18 protein-coding genes are annotated in these 24,995 nt (G+C 45.0%); 11 read left to right on the top strand and 7 right to left on the bottom strand.

The genetic code is table 11. The features are described from left to right. Positions 1-40: 40 nt before the first annotated feature. Positions 41-2,194 carry a YccS family putative transporter gene (yccS, locus tag R7D93_RS20715; RefSeq protein ID WP_213968449.1) on the bottom strand — a complete coding sequence of 718 codons (2,154 nt, stop codon included), beginning with the start codon at positions 2,192-2,194 and terminating at the stop codon, positions 41-43. 324 nt (positions 2,195-2,518) lie between these two features. Here yccS and helD point away from each other — a divergent pair, with 324 nt between their 5' ends. After that, positions 2,519-4,588 carry a DNA helicase IV gene (gene helD, locus R7D93_RS20710; protein WP_005376572.1) on the top strand — a complete coding sequence of 690 codons (2,070 nt, stop codon included), beginning with the start codon at positions 2,519-2,521 and terminating at the stop codon, positions 4,586-4,588. 77 nt (positions 4,589-4,665) lie between these two features. Here helD and R7D93_RS20705 read toward each other — a convergent pair whose 3' ends face one another. Together R7D93_RS20705 and torT are read right to left on the bottom strand one after the other, a co-directional pair. Next, positions 4,666-5,121, bottom strand: coding sequence for a methylglyoxal synthase (locus tag R7D93_RS20705; protein WP_005376571.1), 456 nt, complete (start codon positions 5,119-5,121; stop codon positions 4,666-4,668). A gap of 64 nt (positions 5,122-5,185) precedes the next feature. Beyond that, a complete protein-coding gene (torT, locus tag R7D93_RS20700; RefSeq protein ID WP_080960073.1) occupies positions 5,186-6,235 on the bottom strand; it encodes a TMAO reductase system periplasmic protein TorT in 1,050 nt (349 codons plus the stop codon). A 43-nt stretch (positions 6,236-6,278) separates the two neighbouring features. Between torT and torS the strand changes: the two genes are divergently transcribed. Beyond that, positions 6,279-9,242 carry a TMAO reductase system sensor histidine kinase/response regulator TorS gene (torS, locus tag R7D93_RS20695; protein ID WP_186585381.1) on the top strand — a complete coding sequence of 988 codons (2,964 nt, stop codon included), beginning with the start codon at positions 6,279-6,281 and terminating at the stop codon, positions 9,240-9,242. Between the two features lie 50 nt (positions 9,243-9,292). On the opposite strand, the gene R7D93_RS20690 is transcribed toward torS, so the two are convergent. From R7D93_RS20690 to R7D93_RS20680, 3 genes are all read right to left on the bottom strand, one after another. After that, positions 9,293-9,484: a hypothetical protein gene (locus tag R7D93_RS20690; RefSeq protein WP_005376565.1), complete on the bottom strand. Its 192-nt coding sequence runs from the start codon at positions 9,482-9,484 to the stop codon at positions 9,293-9,295. Positions 9,485-9,502: 18 nt separating this feature from the next. Continuing rightward, positions 9,503-11,857, bottom strand: coding sequence for a fatty acid cis/trans isomerase (locus tag R7D93_RS20685; protein WP_042520719.1), 2,355 nt, complete (start codon positions 11,855-11,857; stop codon positions 9,503-9,505). Between the two features lie 80 nt (positions 11,858-11,937). Beyond that, positions 11,938-12,324, bottom strand: a complete 387-nt coding sequence (locus R7D93_RS20680) for a winged helix-turn-helix domain-containing protein (protein ID WP_005376561.1) — start codon at positions 12,322-12,324, stop codon at positions 11,938-11,940. A gap of 306 nt (positions 12,325-12,630) precedes the next feature. Here R7D93_RS20680 and R7D93_RS20675 point away from each other — a divergent pair, with 306 nt between their 5' ends. Next, positions 12,631-14,178 (top strand): arylsulfatase, encoded by a 1,548-nt coding sequence (locus R7D93_RS20675; protein WP_005376560.1) that lies wholly within the window; start codon positions 12,631-12,633, stop codon positions 14,176-14,178. Between the two features lie 134 nt (positions 14,179-14,312). Here the strand turns inward: R7D93_RS20675 and R7D93_RS20670 are convergent, their stop codons facing one another. Beyond that, positions 14,313-15,170 carry a LysR family transcriptional regulator gene (locus tag R7D93_RS20670; protein WP_025767859.1) on the bottom strand — a complete coding sequence of 286 codons (858 nt, stop codon included), beginning with the start codon at positions 15,168-15,170 and terminating at the stop codon, positions 14,313-14,315. A 140-nt stretch (positions 15,171-15,310) separates the two neighbouring features. On the opposite strand from R7D93_RS20670, the gene R7D93_RS20665 reads away from it, so the two are divergent. From R7D93_RS20665 to R7D93_RS20630, 8 genes are all read left to right on the top strand, one after another. Beyond that, positions 15,311-16,837, top strand: coding sequence for an arylsulfatase (locus R7D93_RS20665; protein WP_017635363.1), 1,527 nt, complete (start codon positions 15,311-15,313; stop codon positions 16,835-16,837). 106 nt (positions 16,838-16,943) lie between these two features. Continuing rightward, complete coding sequence (locus R7D93_RS20660; protein ID WP_137282694.1) at positions 16,944-18,245, top strand: anaerobic sulfatase maturase; 1,302 nt, start codon at positions 16,944-16,946, stop codon at positions 18,243-18,245. Between the two features lie 85 nt (positions 18,246-18,330). Beyond that, positions 18,331-19,314: an AAA family ATPase gene (locus tag R7D93_RS20655; protein ID WP_005376549.1), complete on the top strand. Its 984-nt coding sequence runs from the start codon at positions 18,331-18,333 to the stop codon at positions 19,312-19,314. 12 nt (positions 19,315-19,326) lie between these two features. Continuing rightward, entirely contained in the window at positions 19,327-20,289 is a 963-nt protein-coding gene (locus R7D93_RS20650; RefSeq protein WP_054577822.1) for a DUF58 domain-containing protein, read from the top strand. Then, positions 20,290-20,859 (top strand): DUF4381 domain-containing protein, encoded by a 570-nt coding sequence (locus R7D93_RS20645; protein WP_225496000.1) that lies wholly within the window; start codon positions 20,290-20,292, stop codon positions 20,857-20,859. 1 nt (position 20,860) lies between these two features. Then, on the top strand, positions 20,861-21,931 hold the full coding sequence (locus tag R7D93_RS20640; protein ID WP_137282692.1) for a vWA domain-containing protein: 1,071 nt from the start codon (positions 20,861-20,863) through the stop codon (positions 21,929-21,931). Further along, complete coding sequence (locus R7D93_RS20635; RefSeq protein ID WP_137282691.1) at positions 21,924-23,654, top strand: vWA domain-containing protein; 1,731 nt, start codon at positions 21,924-21,926, stop codon at positions 23,652-23,654. Before R7D93_RS20640 ends, R7D93_RS20635 begins: the two co-directional genes overlap by 8 nt. Further along, the gene (locus tag R7D93_RS20630) at positions 23,651-24,952 is read left to right on the top strand and encodes a BatD family protein (RefSeq protein ID WP_225495998.1); all 1,302 of its coding nucleotides are present in this window, start codon (positions 23,651-23,653) and stop codon (positions 24,950-24,952) included. The genes R7D93_RS20635 and R7D93_RS20630 overlap by 4 nt, the downstream gene beginning before the upstream one ends. The last annotated feature ends 43 nt before the right edge of the window (positions 24,953-24,995 follow it).

Here is a 24,995-nt window from a genome sequence, read left to right as displayed (position 1 = left end):
GCGATATAGCGCTTCCCTCTTACATATGGTTTGAATGTTACTAACTTACCCTGACGGCAAACTTACTAGCAAGTGAATGAAGCTCTGGGAGCATGCGATAGATAAGATGAAGTTGCTGCAATACCATGCGGGCAGAGCTGTCGTCTTCATCGCGCCATTCGTTTAAGCGTTGCTCGAGTCCAGCATCATCAATATTAGATAGGTCACACTCCTCACAATGCTGGTGAAGCTGTTTATGAAGTACATCCAGATGCTGATGAATACAACGGTGAGCATCTAAAACGAGTTTATGAATTGACTCATCTTCGATGCGAGTTCTGTGCGCGCCTAATGCAGAAATATAGTTCAACATTGCGTGATTTAACGTTAGGAAGCGAAAACTTTCATCAACAGCTGCGCGATATTTGCCAGGCTCCGCCAGCATCGTACTAATCGCAGAAGAGAGTGAGGCATCATTATTGTGGGCCTGGCGGCGAGCGATACGGTAGCTCAAATTGTCTTTCTTGCCGATTCTATACTGACCAATGATCTGATCGAGATACTGCTTGTTCGCCTCTATCGCATCCGACATAACTTTGTGAAGCCTTCTCGACTGCCAGTCGGGCAAAATAACTAATACAGCTCCTACTGCAAGCACACACCCGATGAGGGTATCTGCTAGTCGAGGAAGGACAACTGCGTAACCTTCACCTAGTTGATTAAATAAGAAGAGGACGAGCAGTGTAATAAAACCAGTCGCGTACCCATAGTTGTTCATCCGGAAGGCGAAAAACATCACTCCAGAGATAACGATAAATACTAACTGGCTTTCTTGAGAAGGGAAAAAAGTCAGCAATGGTACACCAATCAACAAGCCAGCTAATGTACCTATTACTCGCGCCGTCAATTTTTGGCGAGTGGAACTGTAGTTCGGTTGGCATACGAATAAAGTGGTTAAGAGTATCCAGTAACCTCGGTCGATGTTGAATATTTGAATGATTCCATAGCCAATCGTTAAGGCAATTGACATACGTAATGCATGCCGAAACAGCATCGAATCTTTGTGTAAATTTGCTGATATACGCTGCCACATCGCCTTTAGCGTGTGTGGGTTGGTATCGGCGAGGGTATCTTCTTCTAGGCCTTCGACATCTGGGTTGTTAATGTTATTAAGTTGTTTTTCTACCGTCGCTAAGTTATTGAATAAATATGTTAACTGCATCAGCAGACGTTTCCAGTGCCCTTGCTTTTGTTCTTCTAGATAAGCAAGAGAGTTCTGTACTTCAGCTAATGCCAGAATAGATTGATCGGTATGGGAGTATTCATTTCCTAGCTGAATGGCTAGTGCAATATCACGACACGCTTGGGCTTGAGACTCCAAAAGATATTTAAAACGAAACAGCACATCAGAACGTTCAAATTCGGTCGCTAAATCCTGATAGCGATAATGGCTAGAACTGACGCGTTCGTGAATGTCTTGAGCGATGAAATAAATATTTAAAAATCGGTCACTAGGCCCATCAATGTGACCCCGTTTCGATCGGTTAAGTAATGTGGTTTTACAAGCGTTTAGTGCCGTAACCGTGGCAGCATTGCATTTTGCAGCTTCAATCCGCAGCGGTTGTGGCGTCAAGTTGGTCACAGGGTGAAAAAGCTTGGCTTTCGCATCAAGATAATTCGCCATTTGGAAGAACACATTGGCTAAGCTTTGTTGCACCGGTTGAAGAGGCCAAAATATCTGCCAAATCATGGACATGAAGTAATACCAGGCGGCACCAGTCAAAAGCAGTAGTGGCTGAAACCAAATGTTGGTGCTTTCATGTGCGCCAAGCATAGTATAAATAGCGATCAGCAACGAACCAAAAGCAATACTCGCGTACTTAGGACCTATCGCTCCAAGAATGATGAAGCCGAAGGTTGAGATAAATAATCCCAACGCAAAAGCCCATGGGGTATCGAACAAGATTTCAATTGAAAAAGCAGCAAGCGCAAAACAGAGAAAGGTGAGAATCAGAGCCTTGATGCGTCCAGTGAAACTGTCATCACTTTCAGCCAAAGCAGCAGCAATAACGCCTAATATTAATGGCGTTATCAGCGTGTTTTGCTCGAAGTACCAAGTTGGGATAACCACACCCAGTAAGGTAATAAGGATAAGAACGCTGTAATTTATCGTCTTGTTTGCCCAATATAGCCGAAATTTAGAAGTTGCTTGCACAATGCGCCTTATGTTTCCGATGAAGAACAGGGGGAATACTACCAGACCCACTATAGCGCGTTTATGATTTACTTTAAGAAAAATTCGTGGTTGCTGATAAAATCAGCAGGGATGTCATTGACTTATATTAAAACTGCCAGGTCATGTATTGAGGATTGTAAAGCCAGCTTCAAATAACCTCAGCTTTAGGTTATTAAATCGACAGTAATGTGAATTTTATTAAAGAATAGAAGAAGAAGCTTACTTAGGTGCTCGCCGTTGCTACAATTTAGCGCCTTAAAATGATATAAATCGACAACCTCTAAACTAAAAGGCGCACGTTTCATGCAGCTTACTGCCACTAGCAAAGCACAGTTTTTTATTCAAAATGAGTACCATCACGTCGAAATAAAAGAGAACAGTGTTTTATTAAGCTCGATAGGCAGTGAAGAACATATTCCTTTTACGATCTGGAATGGCAAAGTTAGCGTAAAGCGTGGGTTATTATGGAGCTCTTTACAGTTTTTTGCTCATGAACACGAAGGCAAACAACAAAGCTGGCTAGTCCAAGGTTTACCGTGGCCGCAATGCCGAAAGTTTGCGCTTGAGGCCGTTCGTCAATATCAAGAGTGGCACAACACTCAGTGCCGAAAACTGGCTGAGTATCTACCTAAGTGGGAAGAAGAGCTTTACAAACTAAAGCACTTGCCTGCTTACTTATCGCATTCTCAAGTGGTCTCCTGGGTTGAAAGCCTTAACCAAGAGTTAAGCGAGATGAAAACCACCCTAGAAGAAGCCAAAATGCGAATGCCGAATCGTATGTCGCAAATAGAGCCTTGGCTCATTGATACCTCTGAGGCGCTTGGTGAGCGTAATCGCGATTGGCTAGAAGCAGAACGTCCAAATTGGGAAGTGCTGTTTAATCAAATTGAATCCTCTCCTTTGAATTTATCCCAGCAATATGCGGTATTGCTCAACGACGACCACAACTTAGTTCTTGCTGGGGCCGGCTCGGGCAAAACCAGCGTTTTAACCGCACGAGTTGCCTATTTGTTGCAAAGCCATCAAGCTCAAGCAGAAGAGCTTCTCATGTTAGCGTTCGGTCGTGATGCGGCGACTGAAATGAAAGAACGCTTAGTAGATAAAGTGGGCATGGCGGCAGACGGTGTGCGCGTCAACACATTCCATCAGTTGGGCTTGTATATTCTTAAACAAGTCGAACAGCAACCTGTCGAAATTAGTCCTTTAGCGTTGGACGAAAATCAACGAACAGCATGGTGTGTAGACTGGTTGAAAAAACATTGGATGACACCCACCAACTTTAAACGTTGGCAAAAACATTTAGACAAATGGCCGATTGCGTACCTAAAAGGGGATGATGAGTTAGGAAGCCATTCAGAAAATCCAAAACTGATCGCTTGGCTAGATTCGCAGCTGTCTCATTTAGCGGCGGTGGGCTTGACCAAAAAGCAAGTACAAGAAAAGCTCGTAAACCACCAAGACTATACGCGTTTAAATAGTGAACTCGCCTTATGCTGGCCATGTTTTACAGCGTGGCAGAAAATGCTTAAAGAAAGCAACCAAGTGGATTTCCCAACCATGATCAGTCGTGCGACAGATTATGTGAATAAAGGGAAGTTTGTCTCGCCATGGCGCTTTATTATGGTCGATGAGTATCAAGATATCTCTCCAGATCGTCTGGCATTGATTGAAGCACTGTGTGAATCCACTCAGAAACAAGCAGGTGCCACGTTATTTGCTGTTGGCGACGATTGGCAAGCGATCTATCAGTTTGCAGGAGCGGATGTCGATCTTATCACTGGTTTTAAAGAACGCTTTGCTCACTCAACCGTTCATCACTTAGATACAACTTATCGTTTCAACAATCAGATTGGTGATGTAGCGAATACATTCGTGCAGCAAAACCCATCGCAGTTGCCGAAAACACTAAACAGCCACAAACAACGCAAGCAGAAGAGCGTACATACCGCGCCGAGCAATCAAGTGGAAAAGATCTTGGACCACTTGAATCAACAAGCCAAGCAAACCAAGTCAGTTTTATTGCTAGGACGTAACCATTATCATAAGCCCGATTTGTTCGACGATTGGTTGCGACGTTTCCCTAATCTCGATATTCGCTTTATGACTTGCCATGCGAGTAAAGGACGCGAAGCTGACTTTGTGATTATTCTTTCTGTGGATGAGGGGCAATTCCCCGCTAAGAAGAAGCAAATTCACATTGATGGTGCGTTGACGGAGTCCAAAGACAAATTCCCTTACGCAGAAGAGCGCAGGCTATTTTACGTGGCGATTACACGTGCGAAAGAGAAGGTTTGGATTACGCATACTGGTGCGGGATCTGCATTCGTTCAAGAGCTCGTTAATGGTGACTATCCCATCGTGACTTCTCGTTAAATGCAACGTTTAGAATGTTAAAAACAGTAAAGGCGATACTTGGTATCGCCTTTGCTTTATTTGGTTAGCATCAAAGCTTACATGCGCTCAGCAAGATAGGCTTCGTAATCCGGCACTTCGATGTCTACTTCTTGCTCAAGAAGAGGGGAGTTAAACAGGAACTTAGCGGTGGCTCGGTTCGTTGCTACAGGAATATTCCAAACACTAGCAATACGAAGAAGCGCTTTAACGTCTGGGTCGTGAGGTACGGCATTCAGTGGATCCCAAAAGAAAACGAGAACGTCGATTTTGCCTTCTGAAATAAGAGCGCCTAGTTGTTGATCACCGCCCATCGGACCACTGATCATGCTCTTGATCGCAAGTCCAGTTTCTTTACTTAGCATGTGTCCTGTCGTGCCAGTTGCGTAAAGGAAGTGACTCTGTAGCTTTTCTTTGTTTTCTTTTACCCAGCGAAGTAGCTCAGGTTTGCAGTTGTCGTGAGCAACCAAAGCCACATGTTTATGGGTTGGCATGGTACGAATGGTTTTTTGCATCAAGATGTTTCCGTTTGTATGATTTTAAAATTGTTGTGACTCAATAGAACACGTTTTTGGTCTTTCAATCAACAGCCTTAACACGGAATGTCGGCCTATATTCTGACGGAGATAACGATTCTTCGATCGTGTCGTCATGAAGCGTCTTCGGAGTCAGTGGTTTGATGGTTGGTGAGGCATGTTTGTCATAAGCTTCACCCCTTAAGTAATGCGTTGCTTGCATCACGGAAAGCCGACCTTGCTGCACCATTTTATCTGTTGGTGCGAAGAGCACTTTGTTACGTAACAGGCCTCGATATACACCATGACTTAAGTACACAGAAACTAAACCGATCTCCTCAGCTTTGCCGGCACTGCGCAGCTCACTGATGGCCGCTTCAATCGCCACTGCACTGCCAACAATGTAATCTATATTTCCCATATCGATCACACGTTGAACTAGGTTACGTTGTAACTCCTTGTCGTTGTCTGCCCAAAATGAGTCAACAATGTTGATATCACTTCCTTGTATCGCTTCATAAAATCCGGCAGTAACGGGTTTCGTACCACCACGAGTTCGCGGCCCCAAAAGTAAGGCAATGTTGGTCTTTCCTGACCCCTTTGGATGACGAGCTGCCAAATATTGACCCGCTTCGTATCCCATCCAATGCCAGTCAACACCGACAGTCCCTTTTAGCAACTCACTTTGTTCTTCATCCAAGTCGAGTTGGTTCACAGTAGCAAAAACGGGAGTATTCCCTACCCAATTTTTAAGTGAATGCTCGTAAGCCTGTGGGTCCACGGTCCCAAGGATAACTGCATCTGCTCCCCATTGGTTACACAGTGCGAGTTGTTGTTCTTGACGGGTTTTGTTTGGGTAGCCGCCCGCTTCAAGAACTCGTAGCTCGACACCTTCTCTTTTCGCTTCGGACACCATTCCATAGTTTACTGACAACCAGTATGAATCCTTTAGGTGAGGGTATATTGCACATATTTTCTCTGCGGCAACCGCTGGCAAAGAAGCAACGAGGGTTAAAGTGGCTGCAGAATGTTTGAAAAATGTGCGAAATGCGTGTTGATTTTTAACCATGAAATGAAGTTCGTTGGCATAGATTAAGTAAACACTGCAAAATATAACGTAATATGTCGCTGAACACGAACATTAAGGTCATGAAAATATGCTGCTAGCAACTGCAAGCATCGGTCGTAAACTTTTGTTGTCTTTCATTGCGATGGCAATACTGGTCATGTTATCGGCACTTATTGGTGTGTCTGGATTTTCTTTGGTTGCCAAAACCGAAAGAAATGTCGTGGATTCTGCGATTCCCGCCATGATTGAGGCGAGGCAAGTCTCTGAGTTGAGTACTCGTATTATTTCGTCTGTACAAATGTTGTCGAACGCAAGAAACGAGCAGGAAAGAAAGGAGTCAGGGCGAGTGCTGTTCGAACAGCTCGAGTCTTTACTCACTCACATCAAGGAGCTCGGGAGTGAGTCGTTCGATTCTCAATTGTTAGAAGCTTTAGAGAATAACGTCCAGAACGTTATCGACAATTTGGCAGAACTCGGTGTTTCGGTTGAAAAAAAGCTGTGGCTTGCAAAAGAGATAGATACTCGTGTTGAAGAAATGCGTCTGCTCAGTGAAGAGCTAGAACAACTAACTCGTACGCAAGTTCAGAATACAAGCACCATTGCTGTTGCTAACGTCACGCATATTTATGACTTATTAGAATCGAATAAAAAATCGCAAGTTTATCAGGCGCTAGATGCACTGGTGGAGGTCGATCTTGATCTGACTGAGCGATTACATGAACTGCACTTGTTGGCCTTTAAAATGTTGAATCAGATTGAAGAGGCTCGGACATTAACGAATATTGAGCGAATTCAACAGGTTCAAAGTGATTTCGATAGCAACCTCAAAATCATGCAACGCCGTGTACTCGCTGTGGAAGATCCTACGCGCTCTAAGCAAATGAGCCAACTGCTCATAGAGCTTGGTAAGCGTCAGGTCGTATTTTCTATACTGATGCAGCAATACGAGAATAACGAACAGTCACAACAACTGATGCAAAAGACATTAGAGTTGTTCTCAGAGCTTAATGGCACGGTCAACAAATTGGTTGATGATTCAAACAAAACCACTACCGTCGCTGTAGACCAATTGACCAGCACACTGAAATTCGCTCAGTGGTCTTTAACCGTTATTTCAATTGTTGGTTTGATTGTATTGGTGCTGATTTTATGGCGTGTGGTGTACCTTTCTGTTGTGAAGCGGTTAGCTGAATATTCCGCTGCGTTGCTGTCTGTGGCGCAGGGTAACTTAGCGGTTGAGTTGGAAGTGAAAGGCAAAGATGAGTTGGCGCATATGGGGCAGGCCATCATCACGGCTCGTAATACCGCGCAAGCACTAAAAGTGGTAGCAGAGGGTGAAGCTCAAGCCAAGCGAGAGCTTGAGGAGCATAAAGAGCATTTAGAAGAGCTCGTTGAGCAGCGCACTTCGCAGTTAAAACAAGCAAACCGCCGTTTGAATGAAGAGGTTTTGAATCACGCTAAAGCTCGCAAGCAAGCAGAGCAAGCGAGCCGAGCAAAATCGGCATTCTTGGCGACGATGAGCCATGAGATAAGAACGCCAATGAACGGAGTGTTGGGGACAGCACGCTTGTTGATTGACTCAGGCCTCAACCCAATTCAAAAGCGTTATGCGGAAATCATTAATCGTAGTGGTAAAACGTTGCTCGCGATCCTTAATGATGTACTGGATTACTCCAAGATTGAAGCGGGGCATTTAGAAATTCGTCACATGGGCTTTGATTTACACCAAATGGTGGAGGACACTTTCCAGTTAATGAACAGTCGAGCACAAGAGAAGAAGCTGCTGTTCTCCTACCATATTGAAAGTGATGTTAGTCGCTACTGGAAAGGGGATGTCACCAGAATCAGTCAGGTGCTGAACAATCTCGTTGGTAACGCGATTAAGTTCACTGACGAAGGAGAAATTGATATCTACGTTAGCCTGAACCCTGAGGACGAGTCGCAAGTCCTGTTTGAAGTATCAGACACTGGAATAGGAATTGCCAAAAAATACCAGAGAACGTTGTTTGATGCCTTCACGCAAGCTGAAGGTGGGATGAGCCAAACTGGAGGCACGGGGCTTGGACTTGCCATCAGTAAGCGAATCATTGAAGCGATGGGCGGTGTTTTAGAAGTCGATTCCGAAGAGGGAAATGGTAGCCGATTCTGGTTCTCTATTCCGTTAGAGGAAAGCGAACCTATTGAAACAGGAACCGTGGCAACCGCACGTTGCAAAGTGAAAGCAAAGGTCTTGCTAGTAGAAGATAATGAAGTCAACCGAGTGGTCGCGGAAGGCTTTCTAGAAAGCATGGGGCACCAAGTCGTGATGGCAGAAAACGGCTCACAAGCAGAGCAACTGATCAGCACACAAGATTTTGATATCGCTTTGGTCGACATCAACCTCCCTGATTGTGATGGAACTGAGTTGATCCAACGCTTAAAGCGGATTGAGTGTGATAAGCCGGCCAATAAAGCGCTTGCCGTCACGCCAATGATTGCAGTGTCTGCGCACGTTTTTGCGGAAGAAGTTGAGCGCTATCTAGCTGCTGGTTTTGACGGATACTTGCCTAAGCCATTGGCAAAAGAGGCACTCGCGGCATTGATTCAGGATGCGCTAGACGGAAAGCCGTTGTTGTTGCCACAAAATGCCGACTGTACCCCGTTTGATCAAATTTCGCCTCAAGAACAAGAGCTACAATTAAAGGTCGTTCAAGCACCTAAAACAAAGGAACCCGATGTGGTTATCATTAATCCGAGCGTGATTGAGTCCGATATGAAAATCTTGGGCAGAGATAAGATGTTGCACATTATTAATCTGTTTAGATCCACCAGCACTGATGTATTAAGCAAACTGCAAGCGTCTGCTGAGGACAATGATAGTAAAGAAGTAAAGAACCTTGCCCATAAATTAAAGGGCAGCGCGGGAAGTTTAGGACTAACTGCATTAATGAACGCTTGCCAAGCAATTGAAGCCGCGGCTCAACCTTTAGATACCTATAATGCGACTAAAGATGATTTAGTTTCTCAAGTGTCTGCATCAATTCAAGCTCTGGATGAGTTAATGGCGAAGTAATCCATCGAGCATTGAAAATAAAAAAACCTCCGGCTTTCCGGAGGTTTTTTCTATTCGGTCATGTCATCTTCCCACTCGAATCGAGTGTCTAGGGCATAAGGGTCATCATCAAAAGGATGTTCCACTTTGCCACGCAAGTATTCGAGTTGATGCTCAAGCATATTGACCGTTTCGTAGTCTCCCTCAGAACAAGCAACGTAAATCTGTTGTTCAAGAGCGGCAATGTTATCTCGGATACCCATGAGAACCCCCTTAAATCATCATCGATTCTCAAAACGATTATAGTCAAGTAATCCAAATTCGATCGGTTGTTTTGTACGGTACCAATTGTGTAAACGATCGCTAAATGACCAGAATTTTTCTGAGCTTCTACGAATCGCAAAATTATCCAATAACTTAACGTAATCGGACTCGTTTTGGATGGCACTAAATTGATCGACAAAATCTTTTACTTGGTTTTCGTTGATCGAGAAAAATGCCGCAGGGTAGCTTCCCACAACGCCGCGTACAATGGTCATGTCATCGTTAGCAAAGTCACGGTTACTTTCTTCATCAAACAAGCTAGAGATGTTTGTGTGTGCATTGTTGTGAAGTAAGGTGAACAGTTCATCTTCCCCTGATTGACTTCTCACCATAAGCATAGTGATTTGCGGAACGGTTTTCAGGCCTTCACCACGAACGTGGTCAATGCGTTTTAGTTGTTTTTCATTACTCGCAGAAAGAGCCGTATCTTGAATTTCGTAGCGAGGCAGAAGCACACCTGAGACATGTTCTCTCAACAACTCCACCAACTCCGTTTTTGGATCGTCACTCTTATACTGAACGCTGGTTGGTTGGTTAAACGGCTTCACATTTCGTTGTAAAAAGTCACTCAACTGCGGGCTTTGATCTTTATACCAGCTAGATTGAAGTTCATGGCGCATATCGGCGGGTAACAAAGAGATAAAGTTACTTTCGCCTTCTAGACGCAAGAAGTCCATAAACATTCGTGTCATGAGCTGATGGCCGAAGTTACCGTAAACGTCAAACCCAGCAACAAGCAAATAGTGGATACGCTCTAGTAGCGCGTAGTCAAGAATCCACACTGTTTTAGGCTGCTCACCAACTAACCCTTGAACAACAGAAGCACTATCAAAATGGCGGAATATCGTTAATGCCGCATTATGGTTGGTGCCATTACCATCCCAAATTACATCGGTGGATAGGTTTTCACCTTCTTTAAACCAGTTATTAGTGAACTCAGATTTAGCCTCTAGGTAGCGAGCTTGTTGACGCGCGTACTTGACCCAGTTGGTAACAGGTAGCGTGTTACTTTCTTGCTCTGCCGGCAGTTTTAGATTATCAGCCTGAGATCGGTAAAACTCATTTACTTCTGGGATGTCTGCTTTATCTGGATCAAGGAAAAACACCCAAAAGCGATCATTGATAACATTCAATGCCAGTTGGCCACGACAAACTGGGCCTTTGATGTATGCCATTATTGTATTTTGTGCATTATCTAGCATGAACTTAAAGCGCGACTTCACTGGAAGGTCGATGAATGATGTCATCGGGTTTGCAGCAACTTCTGGTTCATAACTCGGTAGCTGACTAACCATGTAATCAGCATCAATAAACCAAGTTTTCCAGTTCTCTATGCGTTGCTTGTTTAACGCGAATGGCATGTGAGTTTTATCTACTATGGTCCCTTGCTCTGGAATAATTCGATAAAACACACGTTCAACCCCTGGATCATCGTACGGGCGACGCGTTGAAATACGTTTGACGGGCTGTCCTGGTGGTGTAGCAGAGCGGACGAGCGTGAAGAATCGGGGATCTTCATCGAGTTCCGAAAAGTAGAGATGAGATAAAAATAAATGCTCATATATATACCTAGCCATCAGCTGATTTTTCAAATCAGAGTGGTTAAGTAATGCTTCGTACTTATCTATTTGCGCTTGCTCTTTCTCACTAACAGGTCGGTGAACGTTCATTATTGCGCCGTTTTCCAACCAAGTCATGAGTGTGTGGTATTCACTGTTTGATAGGTTTGGCATACCAAAAGGCATTCCCCAGGTCGGGTTATCCTTTTCGTATTGCTCGTATTCTTCAATCGTCGGACAGGTTTGCTCTCGGTCTATCGAAAAGTCAAAGCCTTCTAACTGGACTTGGTCAGGCAATGGGTGGCGCTCTTTTTGTTGTAGCAAACGTGCGATAAGGCCTGCATCAATGTTGGCTGCCATGCTTTGATCACGTTCGTTGAGAACCGGATGAAAACCCGCATCGCGCCACTCTTGGGTTGTTTCTGCATCTTCGAATAAGCGTGTTGGTGCTGCGGCTGTGAGTCTTGTTCCTTCATATACCAGTGCTTTACTCGCACCACGGTCAATGCCCTCAACAGAAGAGAGCTTAAGTTGACATGGTGCATCGTAGCACGCGTGGCAGACGACACAGCGGTTATCCATAATGGGTTTAACTTCGCTTTGGAAGAAGTTTGCTTGAGGGGTTTCCACGTCAACTGTGCGTTCACGCACGAGCTGTGGACCAAACAGTTGGTCATAGTTAAGACCAGCATAGGTTGCACAGCCGGCAAACAAAGTAGCAATGCAAAGTGTAAAAATTAAGCGCAAATTCATTGAGTTATTTTACGTGATTAGAATTTGCATTAATTAAAGCAAAATAAGCGGTCAATTACCAAAAGTTGGGTCAATTAGCGTTAATTTTTCTGTTGATTGTCTGAGCGCTTGAAAATGTAACCCTGGCGGTGGACTGTCTGAATTCTGTCTGTTGGAACGCCTTCGTGAACTAGACGCTTTCTCATTCTGCTCATGTGCATATCGAGTGCTCGATCATGTTCAGTAAATTCACGTTTTAGTACTGTTTCGTAAAGAAAATGCTTACTAAGTACTTGATCTTGATGGTGAGTGAGAGTTTGCAGCAGCTTAAATTGAATGCTTGTTAACTGAACAGATTTCTTGTTTGGCAGGTAATTGAGTACCACAGAGTGAGTGCGCTTATCTAGTAATAGCTCCTCATCATTATGGTGAACGCCGTTGTGTTGGCATTGGGAAGTTTTTCCATTTGAAACCTTGGAGTCAAGCACACGGGTACCTTAATTATTAATAGTAGTAAAACGTATTATCATTAATATTTATATAAAAGCAATCAGGTACTTTATGAGCACTGTGATATGCGTAGACAATCTTAATATTTGAGATTAATAGTAGTGATGAATGGTGCGATGGCGCTCTGAACTAAAGTGCTATTGGAGTGCGTATTAGCTACAAATAACGGTGTAATGTTAGGCGAAGATAGAAAGAATTCTCATTTAGTAAATTCGCTTATCCGCTATTTGTGAACTATACATTCTGTTGCAGGAAGCACTTTTCTAATACACACAGAGGTTTATATGACAGCGAAATATGGCGTTAAACGCCGATTAGCGATTCTTGCCGCCGCTTTAATCGGTGCGACAAGTAGCAGTATCGCAGCAGAGAAACCAAATATTCTCGTCATTTGGGGTGATGATATTGGCCAGTCCAATCTCAGTGCTTACACGTTTGGCTTGATGGGGTACAAAACACCAAATATAGACAGTATCGCCAAAGAAGGCATGATGTTCACTGACTATTACGGTGAGCAATCTTGTACAGCGGGCCGTTCTACTTTCATTACGGGCCAAACCGTTCTTAGAACAGGTTTGAGTAAAGTGGGGCTTCCAGGTGCTGATCTTGGCTTGAAGGAAGAGGACGCAACCATTGCCGAAATGCTGAAGCCGATGGGCTATATGACAGGGCAATTTGGTAAAAACCACTTAGGTGATAAAGATGAGCACCTTCCTACTAATCACGGCTTCGATGAATTTTTTGGCAACCTTTATCACTTGAACGCCGAGGAGGAGCCAGAAAACGTCGATTATCCTAAAGATCCTGAGTTTCGTAAAAAGTTCGGTCCGCGCGGCGTTATCCGTTCGTACGCTGATGGCAAAATTGAAGATACAGGGCCTCTAACTCGCAAGCGCATGGAAACCGTGGATGAAGAGACGTTAGATGCGGCACTCGACTTTATGGATCGTGCCGTCAAGGCTGAAAAACCTTTCTTTGTCTGGTGGAACGCAACTCGTATGCACTTCCGTACTCATGTGAAAGAAGAGAACTCTGGAAAAACAGGTATCAGCGAGTATGCAGATGGTATGGTCGAGCATGATAACCATGTAGGTCAGCTACTGAAAAAAGTGGATGATTTGGGTATTAAAGACAACACAATCGTCTTTTACTCCACCGATAATGGCCCACACATGAACTCGTGGCCAGATGCAGGTACAACGCCATTCCGTGGAGAGAAAAATACCAACTGGGAAGGTGCGTACCGAGTTCCTGCGATGGTACGTTGGCCGGGTAAAATTAAAGCTGGCTCTGTTTCGAATGATATCATGCATCACATGGACTGGATGCCAACGTTCGTTGCTGCCGCGGGTGATGACAATATCAAAGAGAAATTGCTCAAAGGTTATAGTGCGAATGGTAAGAAATTCAAAGTTCACCTAGACGGCTATAACTTCCTACCATATTTGACTGGTAAAGAGGATAAGGCCCCACGAGAAGAAATTTTTTACTTCTCAGATGATGGAGACTTAACTGCACTTCGCTATAACAAATGGAAGCTGGTCTTTATGGAGCAACGAGCAAAAGGTACGTTGCGTATTTGGGCTGAACCATTCACCACACTTCGTGTTCCTAAGATCTTCAACTTGCGTATGGATCCTTACGAAGTGGCTGATATCACTTCTAACACTTACTACGATTGGATGCTAGACCGTGCTTACATGCTTGTTCCTGCGCAAGCTTACGTAGGCAGATTCCTTGAAACGTTTAAAGAGTTCCCACCAAGGCAAAAAGCAGCAAGCTTCTCGCTCGATCAAGTGATGGAGAAACTAAAAGAGAACCCAAATAAGTAGGAAAAGCTAAGTGAAGTATCACATATAGAAAGAGGCTCATTAAAATGAGCCTCTTTTTTATCTGTAAAATTCTATCTATTCAGCTTTGTAGAAAGCTTGAGGACGAAAACGCCTAACGCTTCAATTGACAAGAGTTATAAACAAATTGGTTCGTAGTGGGCTGCCGTTAAGTTGGCTTTGATTTTTTCACGTAGAGCGATGTGGGCTGGGTTGTTTACCTCTCGCTTATGGTAGACGAACTTGTAAGGGATAGAGCGTATCGAAATGGGGCAGGGCAAAATTTGAAGTTTGAGCGCTTTGCTCCACTTGTTTGCAAAAGATTGAGACACGATCCCTAAACTGTCTCTTTGGGCGACATACAGCGCCATGCCCGCTAGCGAAGATGTGATCAAGTCGACTTTTCTTTCTTGAATTGTTTCCTTTGCTAGTTGCTCGAACCCCGACATGTTGTTCCATTTTCCTGAAAATAAACAGTGAGTTTCCTCATAAAATTGCTCTTTTGTGAGCGTGCCGTGTACACGGGGATGGTTCTCACGACAGATAACCACGGCTTCTTCCTCATAGGCATCTTCAATAATAAACGCTGCATCTTTCGTGATCACCGTATCGATTACTAGATCGACTTTTTGTTGTCTTAACAGCTCAAATAATAGGAATTTTTCGGGTGGTGATTCATAAAAAATAGTGTTCTTTATCGGGTCCATAATGTGCAACAAAATTTCCGAACAACACACTTCAAAATGATTTTTATCAGATATCGCATTGTCAATAATATTAACCGCTTGCTGGAATTGCGGCAGTAATTGATAAGCGGTGGAGGTTAGTGCGATACCTCGCCCTTTTTTAACGAATAATTGCTTATCGACGACTTGCTCTAAACGCTTTATTGCAGCGCTCACAGCAGGTTGTGTAAGCCCTAATTGTTCCGCGGCTTTTGTATAAGATTGAAACTCCGCAACAACAAGAAAAGTTTGGATCAAATTCAAGTCCATAACGTCACTCATAAATTTAATTTATAGGTTAACTAATTTTGACTGCATTTATCGCCTGAAATTAGTGCTTTATCTTATATCAACAATGGTATTGAAAAGCGAATACCATTTTTACGCACTAGCGAACTCTTGGAGATAATATGAAAAATGCGACCAAAACGAGCAGTAAAAAACTCGTACTTAACGCATGTACGTTAGCTTTGGGCGCTGCATCTGCAGTTGCACATGCAGCGGACAAACCCAACATTCTTGTCATCTTTGGTGATGATGTTGGTTACTGGAACCTTAGTACCTATAACCAAGGCATGATGGCGTACAACACGCCAAACATCGATAGCATTGCTAAAGAGGGTGCGAAGTTCACTAACTTCTACGCACAGCAAAGCTCGACAGCAGGCCGTTCTGCATTTATCACTGGTCAAATGCCAAAACGTACAGGTCTATCAAAAGTGGGCTTACCAGGCGCTCCGGAAGGTATCTCGGAAAAAGATCCGACGATTGCAACCGTGCTTAAACAAATGGGTTACGCAACCGGACAATTTGGTAAGAACCATTTAGGTGACCGAGACGAGCATCTTCCTACCAACCACGGTTTTGATGAATTCTTCGGCAACCTATACCACTTGAACGCAGAAGAAGAGCCAGAGAACGTGGATTACCCTAAAGATCCGGAGTTCAAGAAGAAATTTGGCCCTCGTGGCGTTATCCATTCTTACGCTGACGGCAAAATCGAAGATACCGGTCCACTTACGCGTAAGCGTATGGAAAATGTTGATGGTGAGTTTCTTGATGCCGCAGAAAGCTTCATAGAAAAACAAGTAAAAGCGGACAAGCCGTTCTTTACTTGGTTTAACACCACTCGCATGCACAACTTCACACATGTTCCTGAAGAATACCAAGGTAAAACAGGTGCCGGTTTCTACGCGGATGGTGTTAAGCAGCACGATGACCAAATCGGTCAGCTACTTAACAAGATCAAAGAGTTAGGTGTGGATGACAATACAATCATTGTTTACACCACTGACAACGGCCCTATGGTTGATTTGTGGCCGGATGCAGGGATGACACCGTTCCGCTCAGAGAAAAACACTGGCTGGGAAGGGAGTTTCCGTGTGCCAATGTTGATTAAATGGCCTGGAAAAATTGAGGCAGGTAAAACATTCAACGGCATGATGTCATTAGAGGACTTTTTCCCGACACTAGTTGCTGCGGCAGGTGATACCAAAGTTAAAGACGAACTGCTAAAAGGCAAAAAAGTTGGCGATATGGACTACAAAGTTCACCTAGACGGTTACAACCAACTGCCATATTTAACGGGTAAGTCAGACAAATCCGCACGAAATGAGTTCGTTTACTGGAGCGACGACGGCGATCTTGTGGCATTGCGCCAAGGAAAGTACAAGTTCCACTTTATGATTCAAGAGAATGAAACGGGTATGGATGTATGGCGTAAGCCGTTCACTAAACTTCGTGTGCCACTGATCTTTGACTTGAGCATTGATCCATTTGAACGAGGCGATCAAGGCATGGGTTATTCTCGTTGGATGTACGAGCGTTCATTCTTAATGATGCCAGCAATGGATACAGTGAAAGAGGTGATGGGTACATTCAAAGAATTCCCGCCTCGTATGGAAGCAGGTTCGTTCGTACCTAAGTCTTCTAAGTAAATTAAGATTATATAGCGCTTTTTGGAGCGCTATATACCCAAATAGCTTCACTTTTGCTGTACAGCGCTCACGAGGTTATTTGGGTATATGTAATAGTGAGAAACGTATGAGTAAGATTTCCCCTCGCCATTCTACTACTATGCCTATTGTTCCTCTTAAAACGGCGTCTAAAGCGCCTGTTCTGGGCGCGTATGACCGTCGATTCCATGTGATGGCAAAGCCAGGCGGAGCAAAGTGCAACATCGATTGTCAGTACTGCTTTTATCTGCATAAAGAAAATCTACTGCACCAAGAAAAGCAGCCAAAAATGGACGACGCAACACTGGAAGCGTTCGTGAAAAGCTATATCGAAAGTCAGGATGGCGAAGAAATTGTATTCTCATGGCAGGGCGGGGAGCCGACGCTGCTTGGGTTGGACTATTTCCGCAATGTCGTAGCTTTGCAAAAGAAATATCAGCCGAAAGGCGTTCGCATTGAAAACGACCTTCAGACCAACGGCATTTTGCTAAACGATGAGTGGTGTGCGTTTTTAAAAGAGCACAACTTCCTAGTTGGCTTGTCGATTGATGGACCACGAGAGCTGCACGACAAATATCGCAAAACCCGCAGCGGTAAGCCAACGTTTGATCTCGTGATGAAAGCGGTAGATAAGCTCAAAGCGCATGGCGTGAAATTCAACGCGTTGGTCACGGTGAATCGTCACAATGCGAAATACCCGCTCGAAGTATATCGATTTTTAACCCAAGAATTGGGTGTGACTTATATTCAGTTTGCGCCGGTGGTAGAAGCCAACAACTTCCAAACAACCGCGCCGCAGTTTTGGAACGAACAGATGATCCCAACCAAAGGCAGTGATCTGGCTAAACCGGGGCATCCTATGTCGATTGTAACGGATTGGTCAGTCGATCCTGAAGACTGGGGACGCTTTTTAATGGCGACCTTTGAAGAGTGGGTGAATAACGATCTTGGCCGTGTGCTGGTTAATCTGTTTGAAACCGCGGTGGCGCAAGTAATGGAGAAACCGTCTCAGCTTTGCGTGACGGCGGAGTTTTGTGGCAAAGGGTTGGCGATTGAGCACAATGGCGACGTGTTCAGTTGCGACCACTATGTGTATCCAGAATACAAACTCGCCAACATTCATGAACACTCACTGAATGAAATGGCCTTCTCTACAAGACAATATACTTTTGGCATGGCAAAACGCGATTCATTGCCGACGTATTGTAAGCAATGCCCTTACTTGCCTTATTGTTGGGGTGAGTGCCCAAAAAACCGTTTGATCAAAACGCCGAATGGTGAGAGTGGTCTAAACTATTTGTGTTCGGGAATCAAAATGTTCTTTGATTATGCGTTACCGATGTTGGTTGGTCTTGCACAACTTCTCCAATCTCAAGAACCGCAAAGATAACATAGTGAATATAACCTTAAGTTATTTCATTTGTTCTTATACTTAACTATCGAAAAGACGGCTTAAACCATTGAAAAGGTATCCTATGAACCACGCACAACAAGCGATAAAAGAACTCATCGAACAAACAGAAAAAAGCGTCATTGGACAAAGCCACGTGGTTCGAGCTTTAGTCATCGGGTTATTAACAAATGGGCATATTCTGCTAGAAGGTTTACCGGGAACGGCAAAAACACGTTCCGTAAAATCGTTGGCGAACTTGTTAAACACCAGTTTTGGTCGAATCCAGTTTACGCCGGATCTTTTACCATCTGACGTGACGGGTACTGAGGTTTATCAAGAGCTGGATGGTAAGCCGCAACTCCACTTTCAACCTGGGCCCATTTTTAACAGCATTGTACTTGCTGATGAGGTCAACCGTGCACCTGCCAAAGTACAAGCGGCACTGCTTGAAGCCATGGCCGAAGGCACAATCACAGTAGGCGATAAAACTCACGTATTGCCAGACTTATTTATGGTGCTTGCAACGCAAAACCCAGTAGAGCAAGAGGGCACGTACCCACTGCCAGAAGCGCAAATGGACCGCTTTATCATGAAGGTTACCGTCGATTATCCAGAAGATGACGCAGAACGTGACATCATTCGTTTGGTGCGCAGTGAAGAATTGGGTGCGGAAACCAGCAGCGAAATTATTACGCCAAAACACATCGAGCCAGACGTGGTGCTAGAAGCGCGCCGTCAGTTACCAAACATCGTGGTATCAGACCTAGTGGAAAACTACATCGTTGCGTTAGTGATGGCGACTCGTAAGCCAGAGCGTTATGCTGATTCAAACTTAGCAAAATGGATTGAGATTGGCTCTAGTCCTCGTGCTTCCATCGCTCTCGACAAGTGCGCTCGTGCGTATGCGTGGATGCAAGGACGTGACCATGTGACTCCTGACGATGTGCGTGCCATGGTTCCGTCTGTATTGGGCCACCGTTTTTCTTTGACCTACGATGCACTAGCAGACGGAGTCGATCACCAACGAGTCGTGCAAGAGCTGCTAGATTGTGTAGAAATTGGATAAGTGGGAGGCATTATGGCTAAGCCAACTCTTGCGCCAAAATCACAGGGGATGGATCCCCGTTTGTACTGCGATTACGCTCGTTTAGTACGTCTGCAAGCACAAGCAGAATCATTCAGTTTACTTCCTCACCTAAAAGCGGGTAGTGTACTCTCTGGTCGACACAATTCGCTGTTTCGCGGTCGTGGATTGAACTTCGAAGAGCTGCGTCATTACCAATTAGGTGACGATATTCGTAACCTTGATTGGAAAGTTACGATGCGTACGGGTAAGCCGCACGTACGCAGTTATACAGAAGAAAAAGATCGCAACGTAATCGTGTGTGTCGACCAGAGAAGCACAATGTTTTTTGCTTCGACGCAAGTAATGAAATCGGTTGTCGCGGCAGAGATCGCAGCGATGTGTGGGTGGCGAGTATTAAAAGATGGCGACCGAGTCGGTTTTGTCATCGCATCCCAGCAGGCGTTGTTTCACAGCAAGGCACAGCGTTCGCAAAACGATCTTCTGGCGCAACTTAAACGTCTCGCTAAAGCCAATCAATCGCTCAATGTGGACTCCCGCAATTCCGAAAAAGTAACGTTCAGTCAATGGATTGAGCTCATTAAACGTATGAAGCTCAAGCAATCCACTTTGATTTTTATCAGCGACTGGAGCGACTGCGAGGAGCACCATCTTGATCACCTTAAACAGCTGCAACAGCACAATGATGTTCTCGCAGTGATGGTTAGTGACCCATTAGAACAAACGTTACCGGACGATTTGGCAAAATCGAAATGGGTGGTTGGTGATGGGCAGTATCAACTCAACTTAGACAGCAAAGCAAAGGTAGAAGCTGCGAGCGCAAAGCTTGAGGCTCGAACTAGCTTACAGCGTCAATCACTCTCTCAACTTATGGCGATGAAACACCTTCCGCACATCGAACTCGATACGACAGGCGAGCACATTAAACAATTTCAAAAACTGGTAGGAGGGCGTTAAATGAGTGATCTTCCTACGCCTCCGAGTACCTACATACTCAGAGAGCTGCATGATGTGGCCGTACCATCTAGCGTGAGTTGGTACCCGCAAACTATTGGCTGGAAAATTTTAGCGGCGGTTGTGCTCATTGCATTGGTGTACGTCGTATATCGATTGGCTCGGCAATGGTGGCATAATCGTTACCGAAAAGAAGCTCTAATGGCGATTTCGCAAATCAAATCGAGCGACAAAGATATGCCTAAAGCATTGTTCTCGGTGCTTAAAGTAGTGCTGATTCAAATTGATAGCCGCAACGCGAAATTGTTTGATACCGCCTTTCTGCGCAAGCTCGATGCGCTGTATCCGCAAACCGAAGATTCTCAAGCAAACTCGCAAATGGTTTTTAACGATGAGCTTTCAAAGTGCTGGCTACAAAGTATTGTTGACCCAAGCGTTACGCTAACCAACGAAGATCGTGTAACGCTAATTGCTCGTGCGAAAAACTGGGTGAGTGAACACCGTGGTGATGCTCAAAAAAGCGCGGCAAAGAAATCACCACGATTGAAACGCAAAGCACATCAGGGAGGTTAACATGAATGATCTTCTTGTATCGCTAACTGGTTTGTCTGGTTTTGAATTTGCTCACCCAATGTGGTTTCTGGTTTTGCCCTTGCCGTTGGTGGTGTACTACTTGGTGCCCGCATATCGCACTAAGCAAATGGCGATCAAAGTGCCGTTTTTTAGTCAGCTGGTGGAAGCGATTGGCGAGACGCCATCAGAAGGTGCAAGCCAGTTGACCCCGAGTTGGTGGCAACGAGCAACGTTAATTCTTTCATGGCTTTTGGTGGTGTGTGCGATGGCAAAACCCACCGTGTTAGGCGAGCCTCAAGTTCGCGAGAGTTTAGGCCGCGATGTGATGGTGGTGGTGGATCTTTCGGGCTCCATGGCCGAGCCAGATTTCACCTCACGTACAGGCGAAAAAATTTCTCGTCTTGATGCGGCAAAAGAAGTGCTGTCGGAGTTTGTTCAGTCTCGTAAAGGTGACCGATTAGGCTTGGTGCTTTTTGGTGATGCTGCTTTCGTGCAAACGCCATTTACCGCAGACCAAAAAGTGTGGCTCGAACTGCTTAACCAAACCGATGTGGCAATGGCAGGGCAGAGTACCCATCTTGGTGATGCGATTGGCTTAGCGATTAAAGTTTTTGAGCAAAGCGATAAGTCGCGTGGTGCTTTAGAACAAGATCAAAACCGTGAAAAAGTCGCGATTGTATTAACCGATGGTAACGACACGGGCAGTTTTGTTGAACCGATTGATGCGGCGAAAGTTGCGAAAGCCAAAGGCGTGAGAGTACACGTCATTGCGATGGGCGATCCGGAAACGATAGGTGAAACCGCGTTGGATATGGACACGATTCATCGCATTGCGAAAGAATCCGGCGGTGAAGCGTTTGAAGCACTCAACCGTGATGAACTATCGGCTGCCTACGACGAAATAGGCAAACTGGAACCTCAACTTTACGAAAGCACCACATACCGCCCAAAACAAAGCCTTCATCATTACTTGATGGCGTTAGTGGTCATCATGCATTTGCTCGCGTTCAGCGTCGCAACACTTAAAAGAAGGGCTGTTACACGATCATCATTAGGAGAGAGCGATGTTTGATTCTCTTAGTTGGACGCAATTCTTTACGCAGTTTCATTTTATTCGACCACTGTGGTTACTGGCTTTGGTCCCCATGTTTTTCTTGGTGTGGTTACGCTGGCGAGAAGAAAGCAAGCCAAGCTGGAAGGATATTCTGCCCGAACATTTACGCAATGCTTTGACGATAGGTGAGCGAGGTTGGCGTAAGCAACTGCCGCTTAAGCTCTTGATGCTGATTGTGTTCATCGCCATTGTGATTTGTGCAGGCCCAACGTGGCAACGTGAATCTTCCCCCTTTGGCGAAGATAAAGCCTCTCTGCTGGTGGTGCTTGATAACAGCGAATCGATGCTGCAAAAAGATCTCCCACCAAGCCGCCTTGAGCGTTCCAAACAGAAAATACGCGATTTGTTAGTTGCGCGAAAAGGCGGAAAAACGGGTTTAGTCGTGTTCGCGGGTAGTGCTCATGTGGCGATGCCTATAACTCAAGACAGCAAAGTATTTGACCCATTTTTGGCGGCCATTACGCCAGAAATTATGCCCGTGCAAGGTAAGCTTGCCGAAAAAGCCTTGCCGTTAATTGATCAACAATTGCAAGGTCAACCAGGCTCCACCGTTCTGTTGGTGAGCGACGGCGTGAACCCGGCCACGATTGAGCAATACCAAGCGTATTTCTCGGGCAAACCTTATCAACTGTTAATTCTTGCGGCAGGGAACGCTGACATTGTGAGTAACAACCCAATGGATTTGGATTCTCTACAAAAACTGGCCAGCCAGACCAACGGTCGATTGGTGGAAGTGACCGTCGATAACAGTGATATCGAGCAACTGAACCGATACGTTGAGCGCAATATGCAGCTTAATGGCGAATCTTCAATGCCTTGGAAAGACATGGGGTATCAACTTCTGTTCCCAATCGCGCTGATCATGATGCTGTGGTTTAGAAAAGGGTGGTTAGTGCAGTGGTGCGTGATTGTAATGATGAGCGGCACGTTATTGATGCCAACCAGTGCAATGGCCGAGAACATTTCAGTTAAAGCCGAGCAGCCACAAGTTGTGCAAAAAGTGACGGCTTTCGACAAGGTGGCGCAATGGTGGTGGGATTTGTGGCTAACGCCAGATCAACAAGGACAGCGTTTGTTCAACAAACAAGCGTATTTAGAAGCCGCGAAACACTTTGTCGATCCATTACGCAAAGGTACGGCGTACTACTACGCTAGCGAGTTTGAACTCGCGCACAGTGCGTTTTTGGAGATGCAAAACGACCCGTCCGAAGAGGTTCGAGATTACGGTCTTTATAATGCGGCGAGTGCATTGGCGCGTCAGCGTGAATATTTGGCTGCACGTGACTTGTTAAAATCCCTAGCCAACAAGCCAACGTTGAGCGAGAGGCTAAGACCGGATGTTGAGCATAACTTGAAAGTGATTGGTGGTATTGTAGAGGACATCAACCGGATGAGTGAGAGTCAGGCAGGAACAGAGCAAGAAGCATCAACCGAGCTAGGCGATAACCCTCAAACCGCAGAAGGGGCGGATGAAAAAACGTCAGCGGAGTTGATGATTAAAGAGACGTTAAGTGCAGACGACATCTTAGGTAGCCAAGAATTAGCCGACAAATGGTTAAAGCGAGTCGAAGCGGATCCTAAATACTTCTTAAATGCGAAGTTTCAGATTCAATTGCGTTCAATAGAAACCGGAGAATCAACCTCTACTGCGAACGAAAATACAGAGGAGGCGGTGCAATGATGAAAAGCCACCGTTTTAGGCCCTTTGCTTTACCCTTGTGGTTAGTTACCTGTTTCGGTTTCCTCCTGAGCAGTAGTGTGTTGGCTCAAGATATTCGTGACGTTCAACGAGAGCATGGTGTTGAGTTACAAGCGTGGATTGGTCAACAACCAACGGCTGGAGAGAAGCGGAAAACACCAAGTTTTAGCGTCAATGAGCAAGTTATTTTAACCATCGAAGTGGCAACGCCGCGTTGGTTTACGGGTGGTACGAGAATTGGCAATATTGAAATACCCAATGTTATCGCCAAACAGCGTAATCAACTAGCAACCAACTTTACTGAGCAAAAAGAGGGGCAAACTTGGTCGCGTCAACGCTGGGAAGTGACTTTGTATCCTCAAGCTTCTGGTGATTTTGTGATTCCACCTGTCGCAGTGGGCGTTCAGGTGTCTGCACCGGACGGCGAGAAGGTGTCAGGCACACTTTACACGCAGCCGATTAAGTTCAAAACCATATTGCCATCGGGCCTGCTGAGTGGTGAGACACCTTGGTTTTCTGCAACAGATGTAGAGGTAAAGCAAGAGTGGGATACCTCCACTGAGTCACTCAAAGTTGGGGATGCAATCACGCGTAAAATCACCATTTCGGCTCAAGATTCACTATCTGTATTGCTACCAGACTTGTTGAAAGGAGAATCAACAACCCGTTACCAAGCGTACCCTCAACCTCACCGTCTGACAGATACGCAAACACGTGGCGATTACCAGTCAACACGCACAGAAGAGAGTGTGTACGTGATTCAACAAGGTGGTGAATTAACCCTGCCAGATTATGAGTTCCTTTGGTGGAACAGTAAGACTCAGCAAGTGGAAACGGTGATGTTAGAGGGCAAAACTTTTGCCGCGAAGCACACGTTGAAGTCCTTCATCAGAACGTACTTTGCATGGATTGTTTCCACGCTTGTATTGCTGGGTTTTGTGATTATTTCATTGGTAGCCATTAAACGTTACTACCGCAACAGACCGACACCAGCATGGTTGACGTTCCACCGTTTGTTAAAGGCTAAACGTTGGTCTGAAGCAAGGACCATATTGTACAAACAATTGCGTTTAAATACGGCAGAGCTGGAAATGTACAAAGCCGATACGAGTGAATCGTGGCAAAAAAGTGCGTCGCGAATGCAAAGTGGTGAAAATAGCGCTTATTTAATGAAGTCGATGTGGCGCAAAATCCAGACCAAACAAAAACGCTTTAAATTCCGTATTCCGCGAGCGTTACCAGAACTGGACAAAGTCATTGGAAGAGATGGCAATGAATAAAACGGGGCGCTAATATAGCGCCTCGTTTTTATTAGAGAATAGA

This window comes from Vibrio sp. YT-15 (assembly GCF_033337445.1).
GTDB classification, from domain to species: domain Bacteria; phylum Pseudomonadota; class Gammaproteobacteria; order Enterobacterales; family Vibrionaceae; genus Vibrio; species Vibrio alginolyticus.
This window is presented reverse-complemented; position numbering and strand designations above follow the sequence as displayed.